Origin of the sequence: Bacillus haynesii, assembly GCF_001969855.1 — a bacterium.
Lineage (GTDB): Bacteria > Bacillota > Bacilli > Bacillales > Bacillaceae > Bacillus > Bacillus haynesii.
Window position 1 is genome coordinate 128425 of record NZ_MRBL01000005.1, and the last position, 18435, is coordinate 146859.

General features: G+C 48.1%; 20 protein-coding genes. All 20 read right to left on the reverse strand.

Translation table 11 applies throughout. From position 1 onward, the window contains the following. Positions 1 to 104: 104 nt before the first annotated feature. The 20 genes from sucD to fabD all read right to left on the reverse strand — a co-directional run bounded on the left by sucD (position 105) and on the right by fabD (position 18435). Complete coding sequence (gene sucD, locus BTA31_RS05270; protein WP_043928305.1) at positions 105 to 1007, reverse strand: succinate--CoA ligase subunit alpha; 903 nt, start codon at positions 1005 to 1007, stop codon at positions 105 to 107. Between the two features lie 18 nt (positions 1008 to 1025). Further along, positions 1026 to 2186: an ADP-forming succinate--CoA ligase subunit beta gene (gene sucC / locus BTA31_RS05275; protein ID WP_076789540.1), complete on the reverse strand. Its 1161-nt coding sequence runs from the start codon at positions 2184 to 2186 to the stop codon at positions 1026 to 1028. A gap of 175 nt (positions 2187 to 2361) precedes the next feature. After that, entirely contained in the window at positions 2362 to 2646 is a 285-nt protein-coding gene (locus BTA31_RS05280) for a FlhB-like flagellar biosynthesis protein (RefSeq protein WP_025811381.1), read from the reverse strand. After that, on the reverse strand, positions 2643 to 4340 hold the full coding sequence (locus BTA31_RS05285) for a hypothetical protein (RefSeq protein ID WP_076789546.1): 1698 nt from the start codon (positions 4338 to 4340) through the stop codon (positions 2643 to 2645). Before BTA31_RS05285 ends, BTA31_RS05280 begins: the two co-directional genes overlap by 4 nt. A gap of 24 nt (positions 4341 to 4364) precedes the next feature. Then, positions 4365 to 5132 (reverse strand): ribonuclease HII, encoded by a 768-nt coding sequence (locus BTA31_RS05290; RefSeq protein ID WP_043925929.1) that lies wholly within the window; start codon positions 5130 to 5132, stop codon positions 4365 to 4367. 77 nt (positions 5133 to 5209) lie between these two features. Next, positions 5210 to 6061 carry a ribosome biogenesis GTPase YlqF gene (ylqF, locus tag BTA31_RS05295; RefSeq protein ID WP_020451374.1) on the reverse strand — a complete coding sequence of 284 codons (852 nt, stop codon included), beginning with the start codon at positions 6059 to 6061 and terminating at the stop codon, positions 5210 to 5212. Positions 6062 to 6175: 114 nt separating this feature from the next. Further along, positions 6176 to 6523, reverse strand: coding sequence for a 50S ribosomal protein L19 (gene rplS / locus BTA31_RS05300; RefSeq protein ID WP_043925932.1), 348 nt, complete (start codon positions 6521 to 6523; stop codon positions 6176 to 6178). Between the two features lie 138 nt (positions 6524 to 6661). Then, the gene (trmD, locus tag BTA31_RS05305; protein WP_043925933.1) at positions 6662 to 7393 is read right to left on the reverse strand and encodes a tRNA (guanosine(37)-N1)-methyltransferase TrmD; all 732 of its coding nucleotides are present in this window, start codon (positions 7391 to 7393) and stop codon (positions 6662 to 6664) included. Continuing rightward, complete coding sequence (rimM, locus tag BTA31_RS05310; protein ID WP_043926040.1) at positions 7390 to 7914, reverse strand: ribosome maturation factor RimM; 525 nt, start codon at positions 7912 to 7914, stop codon at positions 7390 to 7392. Before rimM ends, trmD begins: the two co-directional genes overlap by 4 nt. 4 nt (positions 7915 to 7918) lie before the next feature. Further along, on the reverse strand, positions 7919 to 8305 hold the full coding sequence (locus tag BTA31_RS05315; protein WP_003181722.1) for a YlqD family protein: 387 nt from the start codon (positions 8303 to 8305) through the stop codon (positions 7919 to 7921). Positions 8306 to 8442: 137 nt separating this feature from the next. Continuing rightward, positions 8443 to 8688, reverse strand: coding sequence for a KH domain-containing protein (locus BTA31_RS05320; RefSeq protein ID WP_076789548.1), 246 nt, complete (start codon positions 8686 to 8688; stop codon positions 8443 to 8445). Further along, the gene (gene rpsP, locus BTA31_RS05325; RefSeq protein WP_006638197.1) at positions 8688 to 8960 is read right to left on the reverse strand and encodes a 30S ribosomal protein S16; all 273 of its coding nucleotides are present in this window, start codon (positions 8958 to 8960) and stop codon (positions 8688 to 8690) included. Before rpsP ends, BTA31_RS05320 begins: the two co-directional genes overlap by 1 nt. A 107-nt stretch (positions 8961 to 9067) precedes the next feature. Beyond that, positions 9068 to 10408 carry a signal recognition particle protein gene (gene ffh, locus BTA31_RS05330; protein WP_076789551.1) on the reverse strand — a complete coding sequence of 447 codons (1341 nt, stop codon included), beginning with the start codon at positions 10406 to 10408 and terminating at the stop codon, positions 9068 to 9070. A 15-nt stretch (positions 10409 to 10423) separates the two neighbouring features. Further along, on the reverse strand, positions 10424 to 10747 hold the full coding sequence (locus BTA31_RS05335) for a putative DNA-binding protein (protein WP_043925936.1): 324 nt from the start codon (positions 10745 to 10747) through the stop codon (positions 10424 to 10426). Between the two features lie 134 nt (positions 10748 to 10881). Further along, on the reverse strand, positions 10882 to 11868 hold the full coding sequence (gene ftsY / locus BTA31_RS05340; protein ID WP_043925937.1) for a signal recognition particle-docking protein FtsY: 987 nt from the start codon (positions 11866 to 11868) through the stop codon (positions 10882 to 10884). 16 nt (positions 11869 to 11884) lie between these two features. Next, the gene (smc, locus tag BTA31_RS05345; RefSeq protein ID WP_076789555.1) at positions 11885 to 15445 is read right to left on the reverse strand and encodes a chromosome segregation protein SMC; all 3561 of its coding nucleotides are present in this window, start codon (positions 15443 to 15445) and stop codon (positions 11885 to 11887) included. Between the two features lie 99 nt (positions 15446 to 15544). Next, complete coding sequence (gene rnc / locus BTA31_RS05350) at positions 15545 to 16294, reverse strand: ribonuclease III (protein WP_043925939.1); 750 nt, start codon at positions 16292 to 16294, stop codon at positions 15545 to 15547. A 141-nt stretch (positions 16295 to 16435) separates the two neighbouring features. Further along, positions 16436 to 16669, reverse strand: a complete 234-nt coding sequence (gene acpP / locus BTA31_RS05355) for an acyl carrier protein (protein WP_003181706.1) — start codon at positions 16667 to 16669, stop codon at positions 16436 to 16438. A 76-nt stretch (positions 16670 to 16745) separates the two neighbouring features. Next, positions 16746 to 17489, reverse strand: a complete 744-nt coding sequence (fabG, locus tag BTA31_RS05360; protein ID WP_023857217.1) for a 3-oxoacyl-[acyl-carrier-protein] reductase — start codon at positions 17487 to 17489, stop codon at positions 16746 to 16748. Further along, positions 17476 to 18435: an ACP S-malonyltransferase gene (gene fabD, locus BTA31_RS05365; protein WP_043925940.1), complete on the reverse strand. Its 960-nt coding sequence runs from the start codon at positions 18433 to 18435 to the stop codon at positions 17476 to 17478. Before fabD ends, fabG begins: the two co-directional genes overlap by 14 nt.

Below are 18435 nucleotides of genomic sequence, written 5' to 3' on the forward strand. Positions count from 1 at the left end.
CTCCAAAAATTTTTAAAACAAGACAATCTGAAAGTACTAAACGATATAACCAGTTATGAAAAAGCAGGAATAGACCAATCGGACTATTCCCGCTCATGTTAAAATCAGTGTGTTTTACACGTTTCGTAAAGGCCTTTTTCCTTCAGCACTTTAATCAATGTTTCTCCCATGACAGAAGGCGTTTCAGCCACTTCGATTCCGCAGGCATTCATCGTTTTGATCTTTTCGTCCGCGGTGCCTTTTCCTCCGGAAATGATGGCGCCTGCATGCCCCATGCGCTTGCCCGGAGGCGCTGTTTTTCCTCCGATGAAACCGACGACAGGTTTGGTCATGTTGGCTTTCACCCATTCAGCCGCTTCTTCTTCAGCTGTTCCGCCGATTTCGCCGATCATGATCACCGCATGTGTATCAGGATCTTCATTAAAAGCCTTCAGCACATCGATGAAGTTTGTGCCGTTGACAGGGTCTCCGCCGATGCCCACTGCAGTCGACTGGCCGACTCCTGCTTCGGAAAGCTGATGAACCGCTTCATATGTAAGGGTTCCTGAACGCGACACAACGCCGACATGGCCTTTTTTATGGATATATCCGGGCATGATCCCGATTTTGCATTCCTCAGGCGTAATGACTCCCGGACAGTTCGGACCGATAAGCCTTGTTTTCTTGCCTTCCATATACCTTTTCACTTTTACCATATCCAGCACCGGAATGTGCTCAGTAATACAGATGACAAGATCAAGCGCAGCATCTGTCGCTTCCATAATCGCATCGGCCGCAAAAGCCGCAGGAACGTAAATGACAGACGCATTTGCCCCGGTCTGCTTTACAGCCTCTTCGACCGTGTTGAACACAGGCACCCCTTCGACCTCTGTTCCGCCTTTGCCCGGTGTGACTCCGCCGACAATTTTCGTTCCGTATTCAAGCATCTGCTTTGTGTGAAACAAAGCGGTTGAACCCGTTATCCCCTGAACAATGACTTTTGTGTCTTTATTAATAAATACACTCATTTTGGTCCCCTGCCTTTCTTACTTCACTAAGGATACGATTTTCTGCGCGCCGTCAGCCATTGATTCCGCAGACGTAATATTGAGTCCTGAATCATCTAGGATCTTCTTGCCGAGGTCGACATTGGTGCCTTCAAGGCGAACGACAAGCGGCAATGTCAGACCGACCTGTTTCGTCGCTTCAACAACGCCTTCTGCAATGACGTCGCATTTCATGATGCCGCCGAAAATATTGACAAAGATCCCTTTGACATTTTGATCAGACAAAATGATCTTGAACGCTTCCGTTACCTTTTCAGCTGTCGCGCCGCCTCCAACGTCAAGGAAGTTGGCCGGTTCCCCTCCGTAGTGCTTAATAATGTCCATGGTCGACATCGCAAGCCCCGCTCCGTTGACCATGCAGCCGATGTTTCCATCGAGCGAGATATAGCTTAAATCATACTTGGAGGCTTCGATTTCCTTCGGATCTTCTTCATCGAGATCTCTGTACTCCAAGATGTCTTTTTGTCTGTATAGCGCATTGCTGTCAAAGTTCAGCTTGGCGTCAAGGGCCATGACTTTTCCGTCCCCTGTGACGACGAGCGGATTGATTTCAGCAATGGAACAGTCTTTTTCAGTAAACGCCTTGTACAGTCCCATCATAAACTTAACGGCTTGGCCGACAAGCTCTTTCGGGATATTGATGGTGAAGGCGATTTTTCTCGCCTGATAACTCTGCAGTCCGACAGCCGGATCGATCACTTCTTTGACGATTTTTTCCGGTGTTTTTTCAGCGACTTCTTCAATTTCCGTGCCGCCTTCTTCAGAAGCCATCAGCACGATGCGTGAAGTCGCCCTGTCGAGAACCAGACCGACATAGTATTCTTTTTTGATATCGCAGCCTTCTTCAATAAGTAAGCGTTTTATTTGTTGGCCGTCGGGACCCGTCTGGTGAGTGACAAGCGTCTTCCCCAACAATTCTTCCGCATAGGCTTTGACTTCTTCTTTTGATTTTGCAATTTTAACCCCGCCAGCTTTACCGCGTCCGCCGGCGTGAATTTGAGCTTTCACGACATAAACCGAGCTGGACAGCGCTTCCGCTGCTTTGACCGCTTCATCTGCTGTAAATGCCACTTTACCTTCCGGAACAGCCACTCCGTATTTTCTGAGTACTTCTTTCCCTTGGTACTCATGGATATTCATTTCCCATCCTCCTAACTTATGTAGCAAAAATAAAAATAGACTGCGCTTTCATTTTATATAATCATAGATCGATTGTCTAGGTTTCGATGAGAAATCGTAAAATCCTTCTAAACATTCACACTTTTATTTTATTAAAAATATAAAATTAATAGAGGAAACGGCTTTTTTTCAAAAGTCATTCCCTCTTTTTCATTTTTTCATCAAGCGTATAGACGAATGAAAAGATCTCGGCAACGATTTCGTAAAGCGCTTCAGGAATGTGGTCGTCAAGTTCCAAGTGGCGCATTAATTCGACAAGCGTCGCATCCTCCTGAATCGGTACACCGGCTTTTTGCGCCTCTTCAATGATCTTCTCCGCCGTGTATCCCGATCCTTTGGCAACCACCTTCGGCGCCTTATCTTTCATTTCATCGTAGTGAAGCGCAACAGCTCTTCTTAATGGAACAGATTCTTCCTTCATATTTTCACATCCACTGCGCTCTCTGTAATTTGTTCAAAACGGGCGTCCAAAAAAGGAGCAAGCTTCATGTTTTCCCGTTTTTTTGCTGTGACGCCTGACAAGCTGTAGCCCAGTTCTTTCAGGTTTTCCTTTAAAGCCGGGACCAGCGGTTCAATCAAAGGCTCCAAATCGAACCCAGTTTCAATCGTAACCGTCATGACGTTTTGCTGGATCAAACAATCGATCACCGTCTCTTCCAAGGCCTCCAGCTGAAGGTAAAACATGAGGCGGCACTGGGAAGGGTCGATTTTTCCGTCGTCTTTTTTCTGCCCTTTTAAGAAAACGGTCAAATCCTGGACGCCGTTCTTTGAAAACAGAGGGTACGACAGAAAAAGCTGGCTTTGGGCAGGCTGATCATTCTGCAAAAACAGCTGTCCGTTTAAACGGTGAAAGATCTGGTCCGCTTCCTGTTTTACAGGAGCCGGAAGATCTGAAGCATGCCTCATTTCATTCAGCACAAGCTTTAAAGATTGAAGGCCCTGCTCTTTGAGAACGGCGCCGTTTTCCATCGCTTTCAACAATGAGAGTTCATCTCTGACGCCTAAAACGTCTTTGATCTTGAGGAGAACGGATAATACATCGGCTTTATTCGTCAATGCAGGTGCTGTTTCTTTCATGATATGCTGCAATAGTTCCGTCTCTTTTGGCGTGAATCCTTCCAGAATGGCCGGAGCTTGTCCGGAAGATCCTCGCGATTCAAGCGCTCTGATGACGCCCGCCGCTTCTCTTCCAATCTGCGTCCCGTTCGTTTCGGCTTGTGCCGCCAATTTAGCGAACAGGTCTTTAGCTGCCGCGATTTCTGCGATTTGCGGTTTCTGCTGAACTGCTTTTGCTTCTTGTTCTAGAGCGCCGCCAGCGTCTGCTTTTTGCAGAGGTTTTCCGCCTTCTGACTGAACCTGCGGCTTTAATGACTGAACAGCCTGCAGTTCTCCTTTTTCCAGCGGTCTGACGTGTTCCGCAAGCTTTTGAATCAACCTTTCGGCATGCACCTCGGTCTCCGCTTGTAAAACAGGCAAAAGCGCCTGTTTCAGCTTTTCCATGCCTGCGGATGGCTGAGTGGCGTTCGTGATCATCTCGAACGTTTTGGCAATCTGTTCGTTGAGCGGAACGGGGTTTTTGACGGCCAAAATCGAATCGAGCACGCCGGGATGGACGGGAAGTTCGCGTTTAAGAGCGAACATGACGGCATCGGCGCCTTTCTGGGCATCAGACTTCGGCAGATTTTCAAGCCACTTGATGGCCGCTCTTAAATCGTTTTCCCTGATCGGCTGCTGCTCCTTCAGCAACGCTCCGACCAGAAAGACAGCTTCCTTCGTCCGCCTCAGAGAAAGCCCGTTCAACAGCTTAAAGGCGGCATCCTGCACTGTCTTCGGGTTTTTATCAAACGCTTCAACGACCTGAAGGCGGCCTGTCGCTTCATCCGGCTTCTTTTCATACGAAAACCAGTAATGAGCGCCCGCTTTCAGGGGTGCCTCTAGCTTCCCCTGCCATTTCGTATTGCCGATTTGTATTTCGGCGAACTGCTCGCTGATAAAGCGGAGCACTTTGCCGAGCATCAGCCTTTTCTGATCCGTCTCCGTTCCGCTGATCCGCTGGAGAGAATCCGCTTGTTCAAATTGTTTTCTTAAGCTGTTATGTACATCGTTCAGCATCATCAAAGTCATTCTTCCTCCGGAACGTTATTCATGTGCTTTAACAGGGGCGAACGATCTTCGGTGTATCGGCGACGGGCCGTATTTGGCAAGGGCATTCAGATGCTCCTTTGTTCCGTAGCCTTTATGCTTTTCAAACCCGTAGAGAGGATACTTTTCAGCGTATTCATCCATCAGCCTGTCCCTCGTCACTTTTGCGATGCATGCGCCTGCCGCTATCGAGGCGCTTTTGGCATCCCCTTTAATGATCGATGACTGCTCTGTATCGACTGCAAGCGACATGGCGTCAATCAGAAGATAATCCGGTGCGACGTCCAGCGCTTGGACCGCTTTCAGCATCGCCGCTTTCGAGGCTTCATAAATATTCAGCTCATCGATCTCATGGGCGTCCGCGATCCCGACGCCGACTGCTGCGGCTTCTTCCATTATGTATGAATAATAGTCTTCTCTTTTTTGCTTTGACAGTTTTTTCGAATCTGTCAGCCCTAATATTTCACAGTCTTCTTTGAGGATGACAGCGGCGGCAACAACCGGTCCTGCGAGAGGCCCTCTGCCCGCCTCGTCGATTCCGGCGATATATTGATAGCCCCGCGCTCTCAGCGACCGTTCAAAAGACGTCATCACCTGCCACTCTTCCCGCATGGCCGAAAGCCTTTCATTTTTCTTCAGCCAGGCGTCGACGAGCGCTTGGACGCTTTTCCTCTCATCATTTTTGCACTGCTCTATAAAAGGGTCTTTTTCATCACTCACCGATTGAAGATGTTCTTTAATTTCTTTGACGGTTAATGTTTTCACTTTCTCTTCTCCCCTAATGTTCTTATCGGCGCATCTCCTGCAAAAATAAAGGCCCGCTCTTTTAAAAGCGCGCCTTTTTACATATCCTCCGGCTTTTCAAAAGAAAGCGGACCGAACTTTTCGGTGCGGATATCGCGGATGATGACTTCTGTCGTCTTGTCGTAATTGATCTCGCCTCCGGCCATGAGACAGCCGCGTTTTTTTCCGATCTCATCAAAAAGCGCTGCAATCTCTTCAGGAATCTCCTCCAGGTCATAGCGCTTTTTTAAGCGCTCAGGGTAATTCTCTTCCAAAAAGCGCAAACCGTAGACGGCGACATCCTGCAAGTTGATAATCGAATCTTTAATTGCGCCTGTTGCCGCAAGCCTCAGCCCGACAAGCTCGTCCTCAAATTTCGGCCATAAAATCCCCGGTGTATCGAGAAGCTCGAGCTCTTTTCCGACCTTCACCCACTGCTGCGCCGTTGTGATCCCGGGTCTGTCGCCCGTTTTGGCGATGTTTTTTTTCGCAAGCCGGTTGATTAAGGTCGATTTGCCGACGTTTGGTATGCCGACGATCAATGCTCTGATCGCGCGCGGCTTTACACCTTTTGCTTTCATTTTATCAAACTTTTCTTTCAGCAGCTCTTTTGATGCGGGAAGAATTTGATTGAGCCCCTGTCCGTTGACCGAGTTGATGGCGAGGGAAGGAATTCCGTCTTTTTCAAAGTGCTGCTTCCAAGCCTTTGTCACGGAGGAGTCCGCTTTATCCGCCTTGTTGAGCAGCATGATTCTCGGCTTGTTCTTTAAAATCTCTTCGATCATCGGGTTTCTTGAAGACATCGGAATTCTGGCGTCGACCAGTTCGTATACAATGTCGATCAGCTTGAGTTTCTCCGTTACTTCCCGCCTCGCTTTGGCCATGTGCCCGGGGAACCATTGGATCACCATTTGTCTGACACCTACTTTCTGTTATTGCTATTCTTTTAATGGTGCGGTGCATTTATACTTGTTTGACAAAAAAAGAGCTTGTTATGGTTAACAAGCTCTTTTCGTTCGTTATCATTATCGTCTGATTTCTTTAATACGAGCCGCTTTTCCACGAAGTTCGCGCAGGTAATAAAGTTTCGCACGGCGTACTTTACCATGACGGACAACTTCGATTTTCGCGATTTTCGGTGTGTGCAATGGGAATGTACGCTCAACTCCGACACCGTAAGAAATCTTACGAACTGTGAAAGTTTCGCTGATTCCGCCACCACGACGCTTAATCACGACACCTTCAAAAACCTGGATACGCTCACGGTTACCCTCGATAACTTTAACGTGTACACGTAAAGTATCACCAGGACGGAACGCAGGCAAATCAGTGCGCAATTGTTCTTTTGTGATATCTTCAATCAATTTTTGCATCGTCTTCAACTCCTTCCAACAGATGCTCTTGCGCGAGTTAAGCGGCACAGCGGAACATCGTTTTCAAACTTAAACGAGCGTTCCCGTTCAAGTCACAAGTAGTATCATACCACACCTTTTTCCCGGGTGCAATAGAATCTACCGGTTTTTCCATTCAGAAATCCATTTTCGCTCTTCTTCAGATAAAGGATAGTTTTCCAGAAGGTCGGGACGCCTTAAAAAAGTGCGCCTGAGAGACTCCTTCCGCCGCCATTCTTTGATTTTCGCATGGTTCCCGGATGTCAGAACGTCCGGCACCTTCAGGCCTTTATAATCTGCCGGCCTCGTGTAATGGGGGTGTTCAAGAAGTCCTGTGCTGAAAGAGTCTTCAAGGTGCGATTCTTCCTTGCCGAGCACGCCCGGCAAAAGCCGCACAACACTGTCTGCGATCATCATCGCCGGCAGCTCTCCCCCTGTCAAAACGAAATCTCCGATCGAAATCTCGTCTGTAGACAGGTGCTCCCTGATCCGTTCATCATACCCTTCATAATGCCCGCAAATGAACATTAAATGTTCTTCCTGCGCCAGTTCTTCCGCCTTCTGTTGGGTATAGCGTTCCCCCTGGGGGCAGACGAGGATGATTCTCGGAGACCCTTCGGCTTCAGCCGTCAGCTTTTCGACCGCGTCAAAGACGGGCTGCGGTTTCAGCACCATTCCGGCTCCGCCGCCGTATGGATAATCGTCAACGGTTTGGTGCTTATTGTCGGAAAAGGCCCGAAAGTTCACCACGCGAAAACGGACAGCGTCCTTGTCCTGGGCTTTTTGCACGATCGACGAGCCGAGCACGCCTTCAAACATTTCCGGAAAAAGCGTTAAAAAATCGATTTTCATTCGTCAAGTAACCCTTCCATGATATGAATCTTGATCGTTTTATCCGCCACATTAATCTCTTTGACAACGGCGTCAATATAAGGGATGAACGCGTCTTTCTTTCCCGGTCTGGCCACGACCCAGACATCGTTGGCACCCGGCGTTAAAATCTCTTTGACCTTGCCGATTAAATCCCCGTCTTCCGAGAAAACATCGCTGCCGATGATTTCGTGAAAGTAGTATTCGTCTTCCGCCAACTGGCTTAATTGGTCTTCGGGAACTTTAATCAAGGCATTTTTTAATTTTTCGGCTTCGGTGAGCGTTTCAACCTCTTTAAACTGCAAAAGGTGGAACTGTTTGTGAAGCCTGTGGGCGCTGACGGTCACCTGGACAGGCTCATCTTTTCCTTCCAGGAACAAGTAGAGCGTGTTTCCGGGCTTGTACCGTTCCTCAGGAAAATCGGTTCTTGAAATGACGCGAACTTCGCCTTTTACCCCATGAGTATTAACAATTTTCCCTACATTAAACCATTGTTTCAGCATTTCTTCACCTCGGACGAATTTCAATGACGATCCCGTCTTTAATCACGATTGTTTTCCCCGCCGTCATATCATGCCAATTATCCCCGACTTCAATGTCCATTAAAGCGTCGATTTCTTTTTCCTTTACTTCGCTGCCAAGCGGCAGTGTGTGGATTTGATTGATTTGAAAAACGATCATTTTGATCTTGTCCTGGCGTTTTTCAATTTCTTTTTTAAATGACTCAGTCGCTGCCGGATTGTGGTGTTCCTTTTCGTGTTTCCTGAGCTGGAAATAGAGCTGGTTGCATTCGCGCTCAAGAATTTCCTTTCTTTCTTCAAAAGAAGCCAGCAGCTTTTTTTTGCTGTTTTCAGTCAAAACCTGCATGACGGTAACACGTTGGATAATTTGCATGGCATCATCACCTACTGTCCCGTGATTTTTCCTTTCCCTGAAATCCGGCAGCCTGGCATAAGCTGACAATCGGAATCGTTCATCTGTTTCTATTTTTCTTTCATGTTAAAAAAGGGGGAGGTTTTCACCCTCTCCCCTTAGTCTGCGATCTCAAGTTGAACTCTCTTAGAAGACTGTGCGCCTGCCGCAAATACGACAGAGCGTATCGCTCTTGCAGTGCGCCCTTTTTTGCCGATGATCTTGCCGGTATCCTCTCTGTTGACAGACAGGCGGAACATCGTCCGCTCTGGATTTTCCTCTTTGAAAACCTGAACATCATCCGGGTGATCCACAAGCGGTTTGACCAGTGATACAATCAGCTCTTCCAAGTGCAGATCACTCATTATTTGCTTTGTTTAGCGTTGTGGAATTTTTCCATAATGCCTTCTTTAGAGAACAGGTTGCGAACCGTGTCAGACGGTTTAGCTCCCGTTTGAAGCCATTTAAGCGCAAGCTCTTCGTCGATTTTGACTTCCGCTGGTTTTGCAACCGGGTTGTAAGTTCCGACTGTTTCGATGAAACGGCCGTCACGCGGTGAACGAGAATCTGCTACAACAATACGATAGAAAGGAGATTTTTTAGCTCCCATACGTTTTAAACGAATTTTTACTGCCATTTTACTAGCACCTCCGAAAATATTTCAACAAGATAGTATATTAACAATGATAAAAGTGTTTGTAAAGTGTTTTTTCTTAACAACGTTTTTATCATCTGAAAACAGGTTTACATGAAGGGCAGTTTAAACCCTTTTTTCTTGCCTTTTGTCATGTTTGTCATCTGTTTCATCATTTTTTTCATTTCTTCAAATTGCTTTAAAAGACGGTTGACTTCCTGGACGGATGTCCCGCTTCCTTTTGCAATCCGCTTGCGCCTGCTTGCATTGATGATCTCAGGCTGCTCTTTTTCCTTCCCGGTCATCGACTTGATGATGGCTTCGATATGGATGAGCTGTTTTTCATCAACCTTCACGTTTTTTAAGCCTTTCATTTTGCCTGCGCCGGGCATCATTTGAATCAGGTCTTCAAGCGGCCCCATATTGCGGACCTGTCCGAGCTGTTCCAAAAAGTCGTCGAGCGTAAAGCTCATGTTTTTCATTTTTTGCTCGAGTTCTTTCGCCTTTTCTTCGTCTACGTTGGCCTGGGCTTTCTCGATAAGGGTGAGCACATCGCCCATTCCGAGAATCCGCGAAGCCATCCGTTCGGGATGAAACGGCTCCAGCGCATCAAGCTTTTCGCCCATTCCGGCGAATTTGATCGGCGTGTTTGTCACGGCGCGGATTGACAAAGCCGCCCCGCCTCGTGTATCACCGTCAAGCTTCGTCAGAATGACACCCGTCACACCGAGCTGTTCGTTGAAGCTTTTGGCAACATTGACCGCGTCTTGACCCGTCATGGAGTCAACGACAAGGAAAATCTCTTCCGGCTGAGCTGTTTCTTTTACCTGCTCAAGCTCATCCATCAGTTCTTCATCAATGTGAAGGCGTCCCGCCGTATCGATGAGAACGTAGTCGTGATGATCTTCTTTCGCCTTTTCGATGGCCTGCTTGGTAATCTCCACCGGACTGACCTTGTCACCCAGTGAAAATACCGGCATATCGAGCTGCTTGCCGAGCGTTTCCAGCTGTTTGATCGCCGCCGGCCGATAAATGTCTGCTGCCACGAGCAGCGGACTGCGGTTATGTTTTTTGCGAAGCAGGTTGGCAAGCTTTCCGGTCGACGTCGTTTTACCGGCCCCTTGCAGACCGACCATCATGATGACGGTCGGCGGACGCTTTGCAGTGGCAATCTTGCTTTCCTCGCCGCCCATCAGCTCCGTCAGCTCTTCTTTTACCACTTTAATGACCTGTTGTCCGGGCGTCAGGCTTTTCATAACGTCTTGTCCGACAGCTCGTTCGCTTACCTTTTTCACAAAATCTTTCACGACTTTAAAATTGACGTCCGCTTCAAGGAGCGCTAAACGGACTTCGCGCATCATGTCTTTGACGTCTTGCTCCGTTACTTTTCCTTTTCCGCGGATTTTTGAGATCGTTTGTTGCAGTCGGTCGGCTAATCCTTCGAATGCCATATTAAGTGCCGCCTCCTAATCTAATTTCTCAAGCGCATCGATCAGGGACTCCGCCTCGGGCTGACCGTCAGTCAGCTTTCTCAGCTCTTCAAAAATCTTTTTGCGCTCTTGAAATTTTTTAAACAAAAGTAGCTTTTCTTCATATTGCTCAAGCATGGCTTCCGTCCGTTTGATATTGTCATAGACCGCCTGCCTTGAGACATGATATTCTTCAGCTATTTCGCCAAGGGAGAAATCGTCTAAGTAGTAAAGCGACATGTAGCTTTTTTGTTTTGATGTCAACAACGACTGATAGAAATCGAATAAGTAATTCATTCTCGTTGTTTTTTCAAGCGTCATGAGACTCTCCCCTTTGTTAAGTCAAATCCCTTTACGATACACTAGTTTACGCTGAAATATTTGATCTGTCAAGTTTTTATCTTGTCATACATGACGGAGAAAAAGAAAACCCCGGCGAAGGGGTTTTCCGCGCCCTACTCTTCTTTCTCGATCAGATCGGAAAACAGGCCGTATACATATGATTCTGCTTCAAACGGCTGCAGGTCATCCATTTTTTCTCCCAGTCCGACAAACTTGACCGGAATCTGCAGCTCGTGGCGGATGGCGAGGACGATGCCGCCTTTTGCCGTTCCGTCGAGCTTCGTCAGCACGATGCCTGAGACATCAGTCGCTTTGGAAAATTCACGCGCCTGTGTCATCGCATTCTGCCCTGTCGTCGCATCCAGTACGAGCAGCACTTCATGAGGTGCATCAGGCACTTCGCGCTGAATCACGCGCTTTACCTTTTCGAGTTCTTTCATTAAGTTCACTTTATTTTGCAGGCGGCCCGCCGTGTCGCAAAGCAGAACATCGGCGCCGCGCGCTTTCGCGGCTTGAACGGCGTCATAGATAACGGCCGCAGGATCTGAGCCTTCCGCCTGTTTGACGACATGCGCGCCGACGCGCTCTCCCCACACTTCAAGCTGGTCGATCGCTCCGGCCCTGAATGTATCTCCGGCAGCAAGGACGACATTTTTGCCTTCTTTGATGAATTGATGGGCGAGCTTGCCGATCGTCGTCGTTTTGCCGACGCCGTTGACGCCGACGAATAAAATGATGTTTAAGCGGCCGTCTTCGACGCGGAGCTCTGATGCTTCCTGCTCCCCGCCTTCATAGATTTCGACGAGCTTTTCAGAAATGACGGACTGAACCTCTTTCGGGTCCTGAATATTTCTTCGTTTGACCTCGCTCTTCAGTTCGTCAATCAGCTCCATCACCGTTGCAACGCCGACATCAGCGCTGATCAGAACCTCTTCAAGCTCTTCAAAAAAATCCTCGTCCACTTTCCGGTAGCGGGAGACAAGCTCATTGACCCGCTCCTGAAACGTATTTCTCGTTTTCGCCAGGCCCTCTTTAAATTTGCCTGAGACCGAATCGGTCTGCTGTGTGATTTTTTCTTTCAGTTTTTTAAAAAAGCTCATGTCCTGTAACCTCGCTTTATTGAACTAATTCTTTTGTTTCTTCAAGCTTGACTGAGACCAGCTTGGAAACGCCTGATTCCTGCATCGTCACGCCGTAAAGGACATCGGCTTCTTCCATGGTTCCTTTCCGGTGGGTGATGACGATAAACTGGGTTTCATGGCTGTATTTTTTCAAGTATTGGGCAAAGCGGAACACGTTCGCTTCGTCAAGCGCCGCCTCGACTTCATCCAGCACGCAAAACGGAACCGGTCTGACTTTGAGGATCGAAAACAGGAGCGCGATCGCCGTCAAGGCCCGTTCCCCGCCGGAAAGTAGGCTCAGGTTCTGCAGTTTTTTGCCCGGAGGCTGAGCGATAATATCGACGCCCGATTGAAGCAGGTCATTCGGATCTGTCAGCTTGAGCTCGGCTCTTCCTCCGCCGAACAGCGCCCGGAAGACGTCTTCGAAATGGGAACTGATCTGCGCAAATGTTTCCGCAAAACGCTTCGTCATTTCCTCATCCATTTCCTCGATAACCTTAAAGAGCGTATTTTTTGCTTCGAGCAGGTCGTCTTTCTGCTCCGAGAGGAAGAGGTAGCGTTCATTGACCCTTTCGAATTCCTCTATGCTGCCCAGGTTCACCGTTCCCAGTTCTTCGATCGCAAGCTTGATCAGCTTGACGCGCTTCCTCGCTTCTTCAGGGGAAAGCTCCAAAGGATATTTTTCCCTTGCCCCTTCAAATGAAAGACCGTACTCTTCTCTCAGGAAAGAGAGCAGGTTGTCGAGCTCGACTTCCATGCGGCCGAGCTTGACTTCCTCGTCTTTTAAGAGACCGGCCATCTGCTTATACTGGCGCTTCATTTCTTTCAGTTCCAGTTCTTCGGTTTCAAGGCCTTTTTGCAGTTTCATCCGCTGCTCTCTTCTTGATGCGATAAGCTCTGCGGTTTTATTTTTGTCGTTCAGCTTCTTTTTCGCAGCTTCTTCAAGTTTTTCCTCACCGGAAGAATTGGAGGACATCTCTGTCGTCAAGAAAGAAAGATCCTCTTCGGCGACCTTGAGCGCTTCCGCATTCTCGGCATCCTCTTCTTCAAGCCTTGCGAGCTTTTCCCGTTCGTTTGCACACGACTGTTCGGTTTTCGCCAGCACGACTTTCAAATCGGTCAGCTCGCTTTGCAGCGCTTCTTTCGTCGAGCTCTGCGTCTGTTTCCGCTCCGTCATGGCTTCGATTTCGGAATCAAGGCGCTTCAGCTCGCCGGCGATCGATGTGAGCTTTTCTTCAAGCTCTTTTTTACGCCGCTTCTTGTCTTCGTTCTCTTCGAGCAGTGCCGATTTTTCCTGGTCGTAGAGCTCCAAATGGCTGTTGACGTTTTTCTCGGCGATTTCGAGTTCGTACAGACGCCCTTTGATTTCCTGCTGCTCGGTTCTTAAGCGTTCCCCATCCTCGCGGAGTGACTGAAGTTTGGCATCAAGCTCCTGAATCGTCTGCTTCAGGGCTTTCACTTCTTTTTCGAGCAATTCGGTTTTCTCTTCCATCTCGGCGAGGCGTTTTGTCTGGGCTTCCAGTTCCCTGTTGCGCCCCAGAAGTGAGCTGCTTTTTTTCTTAACAGCTCCTCCCGTCATTGAACCGCCCGGATTGACGACATCCCCTTCAAGGGTGACGATCCGGTATCTGTGGCCGAGCCGCTTGGCAAGGTCGTTGGCTCCTTTTAAATGTTCGGTGATCAGCACGGTGCCGAGCAGGTTTTGCACGACGGTCCGGTAGGCCGGATCAAATGAAACAAGCTCGCTGGCGATGCCGATGAACGACGGGTTTTCTTTCGCCGTCTCGATGTCTCTCGACTGGATGCGGCGCTCTTTGATGACGGAAAGCGGGAGAAAGGTCGCCCTTCCGAACGAATGCTTTTTCAAATATTGAATCGCCCGTCTGGCGGCGTCTTCATCTTCTGTGACAACATGCTGGGCTGTTGCGCCGAGCGCGATTTCGATCGCTGTTTCATACCGCTCGTCCGTCTTTAACAGCTCTGCAATTGCGCCGCGAATTCCCGGAAGCTCGCTCTTGGCCTTTAATACTTCTTTGACGCCTTGATAAAACCCTGAGAAGTCCTCCTGCATCGCTTCAAGCATTTCCTTTTTAGAGCGCGCCTGCTGAACGTATTGATAAGCCTGGTAAAGGGCGGATTCCTTTTTCTCGTACTGGCTTTTTTTCTGTTCATAGCTTTTTTGTGCGTCCCTGAATGCTTGAATCTGGCTGTGAAGACGCTCGTCCACAAGGCTGAATTCTTGTTCGGTTTTCATCTTTCGGTCGGCAATTTCCTTCCGCTCGCTTAAATATTTTTCATTGTTTTGGGCGAGCCGTTTTTGCTGTGCCGCAGATTGGGACATTTGGTCTTCAAGAAATTGAAGCTCGTTTCGGACGGATGCCTGTTCGTTCAAGAGCTCGAAGTAATCGCTTTTCAGCTGTTCGATTTCTTCTTCTACATTTTCGCTGTATCCGGAGAGAGCCTGATTTTTTTCTTTCACCTGGCGGGCAAGCTCTTTTGCTTCGGCCTCGAGCTTTTCAAACACAAGCTTCTGCGCGGCGATTTTCTCTTTCAGGCTACGCTCTTTTTCACTGCGCTGGACGATCGCTTCTTCAAGCTGGGCTCTGTTTTGCGTCGCGTTTTTTTTGCGTTCCTTCAGCACTTCTTTCCGGCCTTCAAGCTTCTCCAGTTCCTCGCTTGTCAAAAGCAGCACTTGCTGAAGCTCATCGACCGATTCATCGAGCGCTTGAATTTTGTCTCTTGCCTCTTCGATTTTGGCTTCTTTGGCCTGGATGGCCGCAGAAGAGGACATTTCTTCGTCTTTCGCCTTTTCGACTTTTTGCTGAAGGGCTTCCCATTTTCCGTGAAGCTCTTCGATATCATGCGCCGTTAACGCGATTTCGATTTTTTCAAGCTCAGCCTTTTTTTCAAGGTAGTCTTTGGCGATCGATGCCTGCACTTTCAGCGGCTCCACCTGTCCTTCGAGCTCGTGGAGAATGTCTTCGACCCGGTTCAGATTGTCCTGGGTTTCAAACAGCTTGTTTTCGGCTTTTTTCTTTCTCGTTTTGTATTTTAAGACGCCGGCCGCTTCTTCAAAAATGCTTCTCCGCTCTTCAGCCTTGCTGCTTAAAATCTCTTCGACTTTGCCTTGGCTGATGATGGAAAATGCTTCTTTTCCAAGCCCTGAATCCATAAAAAGATCGATGATGTCTTTCAGGCGGCACGGCTGGTTGTTGATGAGAAATTCGCTTTCCCCCGATCTGTAAACTCTTCTCGTCACACTGACTTCGTGAAAATCGATCGGCAAAAAGCGGTCGTCATTGTCAAGCGTCAGCGTCACTTCGGCAAGGTTCAGCTTTTTCCGCGAGTCGCTGCCGGCAAAAATGATATCTTCCATTTTGCCGCCCCTGAGCGATTTGGCTGACTGTTCACCGAGCACCCAGCGGATCGCGTCGGTGATGTTGCTTTTTCCGCTGCCGTTCGGGCCGACGACGGCTGTCACGCCTTTTACAAAATCTACAGAAATTCGTTCTGCAAACGATTTAAATCCTATCACGTCTAAACGTTTGAGGAACATGGTGATCCTCCTTATGTATTAAAGTATTACAATTCTATCATAACCCTATTGAAAAGGCTCAAAATACATTGAAATCCCCCTGAGTTTTGCAAGGGGGATTTATTGTTTCATATGGTGTTTTTGCAGCTTCGCAAGCGCTTCTTGAGCAGCATGCTGTTCTGCTTCTTTTTTGGAACGGCCGTTTCCCACCCCAAGTACTTCTCCTTTTAGCGATACATTTGCTTCAAATTCGCGGTTGTGCGCCGGTCCTTTTTCCTGAAGGATTTTATACTCCAGAATGCCTCGTCCGTCGCGTTGTACAAATTCCTGCAGCTGGCTTTTAAAATCCATCACATGAGAAAAAGCACCATCGTCAATTTTAGGGAAAACGTACGCTTTCAGAAAGGCCACGACAGCTTCGAGCCCCTGATCCAGATAGAGCGCACCGATAAAAGCTTCAAACACATCGGCTAAAAGCGCCGGACGCTTTCTTCCTCCAGTCATTTCCTCTCCTTTTCCCAACAAAACTAGCTCTCCGAAAGAAAGCTCGTGGGCCAGGGAAACCAAAGAAGGCTCACATACGATCGCCGCTCTCAATTTCGTCAAATCACCCTCGCTCATCGCCGGGTATTTGGCGTATAAAAATTGAGAAATCGTCAGTTCCAAAACGGCGTCTCCTAAAAATTCAAGCCTCTCATTATCTTCATATGGCTTCTTTCGATGCTCATTCACATAAGATGAATGTGTAAACGCTTGATATAAAAGCTTCTCGTTTTGAAATTGAACCGAAATCCGTTCCTGAAATTTTTTAAACTGCTCCGCTTTCTTTTGAAACATTTTTTTGTCTCTGAAATGTGAATGTTTTGACATAGCAACCTCCATATGGGCACATCAAGTTCACCTCACCTCCTATGAAAAGGCAGGCTCGTGTATCATTGGGCAAGACATGAAAATTAAAGCTGCATTTATAAAGGGATAAAGCCCCGTCTTTAAACGGGACTTTAAATGAGCTTACTGCTTACTATTTATGTAGTTCACAGCGTCACCGACTGTTGCAATCTTTTCAGCATCTTCGTCAGAAATCTCCATATCAAACTCGTCTTCAAGTTCCATGACAAGCTCAACTACATCCAGGGAATCAGCGCCTAAATCCTCTTTAAAAGAAGCTTCAAGAGTGACGTCAGCTTCATCCACGCCGAGGCGGTCTACGATGATTTTTGTTACACGCTCTAATGCGTCTGCCATAGCTATTCACCTCCCCTCAAGTATTATAGTTGATTCGTTTTTAAAAAACCAGAGATAATTCAATTTTTGCTGTCGTTTAAACCATAGCCATTCCGCCGTTGATGTTCAGCGTCTGGCCGGTCATGTAGCTCGCATGGTCAGATGCGAGGAAAACAACGGCACTGCTGATGTCAGACGGATCGCCGAACCGTGCAAGCGGAATCTGCTTCAGCATTTCATCTTGAATGTCTTTCGTCAGCTTGTCCGTCATTTCCGTTGAAATAAATCCCGGAGCGATCGCATTAACGGTGATGTTTCTTGACGCCAGCTCTTTCGCCAGTGTTTTCGTCAAGCCGATCACGCCTGATTTTGCTGCGACATAGTTGGCCTGCCCGGCGTTACCGACAACGCCTACAACCGAGGTGATATTGATGATCCGGCCACTTCTTTGTTTCATCATCTGTCTTGTCACAGCTTTAGAACAATTGAACACACCTTTTAAGTTTATGTTAATGACGTCGTCCCATTCATCTTCTTTCATTCTCATGAACAGATTGTCTTTTGTAATGCCCGCATTGTTGACAAGGATGTCAAGCGTGCCGAAGCGTCCAACCGCTTCTTTCATCATCGCCTGAACCTCATCCGCATTGGAAACGTCCGCTTTAAAAGCAAACGCATCGCGGCCGAGCGCTTTGATTTCGTCTACGACTTCGTTCGCTTTCGCTTCATTTCCCGCGTAGTTGACGACGACATTTGCTCCGTTTTTCGCCAGGTCCAGGGCGATCGCGCGGCCGATCCCTCTTGAGGCTCCTGTAACAACGGCTGTTTTATTCTCCAGCATTTTCGTTTTCCTCCTTCAACGTTTGAACGGCAAGTTCAATTGTGTTCGGGTCTGATACAGCAATCGTTTTGACTCTGCGGTTCACTTTCTTCACAAGCCCTGACAAAACTTTTCCGGGACCGATTTCGATGAACGTTGTGACGCCTTCGTCAATCAGGCGGCTGATTGTTTCTTCAAAGCGCACAGGGGAATACAGTTGTTCAATCAGTTTATTCTTAATATCGTCTTTATCCGTTACAAAGTCGGCCGTTACGTTGGAGACGACCGGAATCGCTGCATCGTTGATCGTGCACGCATCAAGAACTTCACGAAGCTTATCAGCTGCCGGCTTCATCAGTTCAGAATGGAACGGCCCGCTGACTTCAAGAGGAATCGCGCGTTTCGCGCCCTTTTCTTTGGCGAGCTCTGAAGCGAGCTCCACGCCTTTAGCTGTTCCCGAGATGACGATTTGCCCGGGGCAGTTCAAATTGGCCAGCTGAACAAGGTTTCCTTCTTCAGAAATTTTGTCCGTCACTTCTTTCAGCGCCTGGCTGTCCATGCCGAGAATTGCCGCCATCGCGCCTTCTCCTGCCGGCACGGCTTCATTCATGAATTCGCCGCGCTTTCTGACAGCATAAACCGCGTCTTTAAACGACAAAGCGCCGGCAGCTACCAATGCGCTGTATTCGCCGAGGCTGTGCCCTGCCGCATAGTCGGCTTTAATGCCGTATTCCTTCAGTTTTTCAAGCGCTGCGACGCTTGCCGTTAAAAGGCTTGGCTGCGCGTTGTATGTAAGCGTCAGTTCCTTTGCATCCCCTTCAAACATGAGGGTGCTCAGTTTTGTTTCAAGCGTTTGATCCGCTTCTTCAAAAATCTTCTTTGCATTCGGTTCTTTTTCATACAATTCGTGTCCCATGCCGATATGCTGCGAGCCTTGGCCCGGGAATAGAAAAGCAATCTTGCCCAT